Source organism: Planctomycetota bacterium, from assembly GCA_038746835.1.
Lineage (GTDB): Bacteria > Planctomycetota > Phycisphaerae > Tepidisphaerales > Tepidisphaeraceae > JBCDKH01.
This window is the reverse complement of record JBCDKH010000265.1, coordinates 1-3,583: the sequence shown is the minus strand read 5'-3', so window position 1 is coordinate 3,583 and position 3,583 is coordinate 1. Positions and strand designations below refer to the sequence as shown.

The following is a 3,583-nucleotide window of genomic DNA, read 5'->3' as shown; positions in this document are numbered from 1 at the left end:
CGGCAATGCCGCCGAGGTCGTTTTTGATCTCGAAGATGCGCTCGCCGATGCCTTGCACCTTTGGCAGCACGTCGGTCAGTGCGGCGTAGGCGTTGTCGAAACCCTCGTACAGCCGGCCTTCGACGGCGACGGCTTCGAGTCGTCCGATGGCTCGGCCGTCTTCCTGTCGCTCGATGTAGAGGAAGTCGTCGGGCAGGCTGGTCTCGATGACGCGGTCGCTGCGGACCCAGGTGAACTGCCCGCCGGTGAGGTCGCGGTTGCCGGTGCGCCAGAGGGTCTGGTCGATGCGGACTTCGTCGTCGAGCAGGCCGTTGTCGTTGAGGTCTTCGCCGTCATCGAGTTGGCCGTCGGCGTTGGTGTCCTCGGCGAGGCTCGTGTAGCCGTCGCGAAATGACTCGCCGACGATGCTTATCGTCTCGGCGTCGTCACCGGTGCCCGCGACGAACGTGACCCGCACGAGCGACTGCGGCCAGAACGTGCTGAAGCCGTAGACGCCGATCAGCACGAAGAGCCCGACGATCATGAGCACCGCCAGCGCCGCCGATCCGCCGGTGAGCCAGACCATCGGCTCGCCCCGCGCCGCGAGCGACGTGCGGCGTTTGCGACGCCCGCTGCTTGCCGAAGATGGTCCGCTCGCGTCTGCCATGGGTTACAGCTGGAACGCCCTCCGGCGGAAGCGGATGCGGACGATCTCGGCCGCGGTGTTGACCAGGAACGTCATCGCGAACAGCACCAGTCCGCTGAAGAAGAGCACGCGGTAGAGCGTGCCGTTCTGCGGTGCTTCGGGCATCTCGACGGCGATGTTGGCCGAGAGCGTCCGCATGCCGTCGAAGATGTTCAGATTCATCGTCGGCGTGTTGCCGGCGGCCATGAGGACGATCATCGTCTCGCCCACCGCACGGCCGAGCCCGATCATGCAGGCCGAAAAGATGCCGCTAACTGCCACTGGCAACACCACGCGAATCGCCGTCTGCCACGGCGTCGCGCCAGCACCGAGGCTCGCCGAACGCAGCGTGTTCGGCACCGCGGCCAGGGCGTCTTCGCTGACGGTGTAGATGATCGGAATGACGGCAAAGCCCATGATCATGCCGACGTTCAGAGCATTGCGTTGGATGAAGCGGTCCATCACGCCGCTGGAGTCGACCACGCCACCCGTCAGCCAGGTCAGCGGGTCGGTCCGCAGGTCGAAGCCGACGGCACTGAAGACGAGGCCGATGACGATCGCGCCGGCCAGGCCGAGGGCACCGACGACGGCGAAGCGGATGAGGTCGACGACGGCGAGCTGGCCGCGCGTCTTGTCACGGCCGTCGAAGATCGCCATCCGCGGGCGGACATACAGGTTGAACGCCAGCACCATCGCGATCGTGACGATCGGGGTGAGCAGGAGCACCCAGCCCGGCAGCGCGGTGAGGTTGTCGGGCATCGACGCGACCCAGCCCGAGTGTCGGCCGTCGAGCCAGCCGCGAAGGTCGCCGCCGAAGAGGACGGTCTCGAAGACGTTCTCGCCCGCGAGCCCGATGAGGATCGCCGCCAGCACCAGCTCGGCCATCACGACGAAGGGCATGTACACGCCCGCCGACTCCCCCCCGAGGTAGACGGCACCGACGAGAATCGCCGCCGCGACCAGCCAGACGACCAGCACCGCCGTCGGTGGCAGTCCGCCGAAGTAGAGCAGTCCCGCGACACCGACGACGCCAAGGGCACCCATCGCCCAGAAGCCGCCCTGCCGGTTGACCTCGCTGGGCGGGACGAGCTGCCAGAGGAAGCCGAAGATCATCACGCCGATCGGCACCGCCGCGAACGTGATGAGCAGGCCCGTCAGCACGTCCTCGGCGAACGGCGCGAGCACCTGGGCCGCGATGTAGCCGAGCACCACGCTCGGCAGGCCGGCCATCATCTCGATGCCAGGCTTCACAACGCTCCGCACGCTGGGCTGCATGAACTCGCTGGAGTAGATCGCCGCCAGAATCGCGATCGGCGTCGCAAAGAGCATCGCGTAGAACGTCGCCTTGAGCGTGCCCCAGATCAGCGGGACGAGGCTCAGCTTCGGCTCCGAGTCGTCGCCCGCACCGCTGCTCTGCCAGACGAACGTCTCCAGCGGCCGACCCTCGTAGTGCACGGGCGCGAAGAGCTGCGGCAGCTTGCCGTCGGGGTGCGGGTTGTCGAGCTTCCAGATCGTCAGCGACCCATCCTGAGCAATGCCGGCGGCTGCGCCCATCGAGGGGCTTGTCGCGGAGACAGCAACAGGTGATTCGCCGGCACTTTCGGCGGGCGTGAGTTTGGCCTGCGTCGTGCCGCTGGTCATGTGCCGAAGCCAGACCTGCCCGTCGGCGTCGCCGGTGACGAATTGTCGGTCGCGTCGGCTGAGGCTGATGCTCGTGACGGGGGCGGTCTGCTGGGCGAGCTCACGGATGCGTTCGACCTGCCAGTCATCGTCGTCCGACTGCGGGGCGACGGGGAAGTAGCCGGCGAGTCCGCCCTCGCTGTCGGCGATGATGAGCGTGTAGTCGCCGATGAGCATCTCGGCGGCAGTGACCTCGACGCCGTCCTGGAGTGCGTCGAACTCCTGGACGATGCGCGCCTCGGGCGGACCGTCGCGACCGCTGCCGCTGAGCGCGCTGGTGTCGTACCAGACGACGTGCCCATCGCGGTAGACGACGTAGAGCCCCGTGCCGCCGCGGCTGAGGTGGATGCCTTTCACGTCGGCGTTGCCGTCGCGGTAGGTCGGTTGGGGCAGCTCGAACTGCCGGGCGCGCGTGGTCTTCTTGCCGGTGCGGAGGTCGGTTCGCGTGGTGGTCGACGCCCAGAAGAGCCGGCCGTCGTCGCGACGAGCTGCGAGGACGGCGGTCCGTCCGGTCGAGAGGTAGTCGACGTGCGACACGCCCGACGGGTCGCCGTCTTCGGCCAGGACGAGTGGGTCGGCGAAGTCGGGCTCGACTTTGGTGACGCGAATGCCGCCGATCGGCGGGATGTCCGCCACGCCGCCCTCGAAGATGCGGTTCTGGCCTGGCTCCAGGTCGGCCAGCTCCGGCGGAGCGTCGCGCATCAACTCCGCGTCGAAGTCGAGCGTGCCGAGCGTCACGGCCCCGTCGCTTCTGCCGAGTGCGATCGCCCCGTCGTCGACACTGACGGCCGTGACCGTCGCGTCGCTAAAGTCACGACTGTCGAGAAGCTCGACGGCGGACTCTGCCCCGTCTTCGCTGGCAAGGACGAGGCGATACAGGTTCAAGCCGCCGCCCGCGTCGAGCGTCCAGAGTGCGTTGAGATTGTCGTCCAGGCCCATCGCGACACGACGGTCCGCACCCTCCGCCGAGCCGGTCGGCAGCTGGATGGCGGCGGCGCGTTCGCTGTCGGCGTCGCTGAAGAGCGGCAGGACGACGTTGATCAGGAAGACCATGATCAACGCCAACGCCGCGATGACGCCAAGCCCGCCTGCCGTGATGGTGTACTTCGCGACGGCGTCGGCGACTTTGACGCTTGTGCGCGTCGTCCGGCGGCGCGGCCGACCGCTGATGGTCCTGGCCTGTGCCGCCGCAGCATCTGAAGTGGCGTCGCTGCCGTCGTGAGTCATGCGGACGCTGCG

General features: G+C 67.9%; 2 protein-coding genes. Both read right to left on the bottom strand.

The features are described from left to right. On the bottom strand, positions 1 to 646 hold a 646-nt coding region (locus AAGI46_16330; protein MEM1013774.1), incomplete at its 3' end, for a hypothetical protein. 3 nt (positions 647 to 649) lie between these two features. Then, the gene (locus tag AAGI46_16325; protein ID MEM1013773.1) at positions 650 to 3,046 is read right to left on the bottom strand and encodes a hypothetical protein; all 2,397 of its coding nucleotides are present in this window, start codon (positions 3,044 to 3,046) and stop codon (positions 650 to 652) included. Between the last annotated feature and the right edge of the window lie 537 nt (positions 3,047 to 3,583).

Excerpts from the sequence above, each read along its gene's own strand:
- AAGI46_16325 (MEM1013773.1), bottom strand. The coding sequence starts at position 3,046 with ATGCGCGACGCTCCGCCGGAGCTGGCCGACCTGGAGCCAGGCCAGAAC.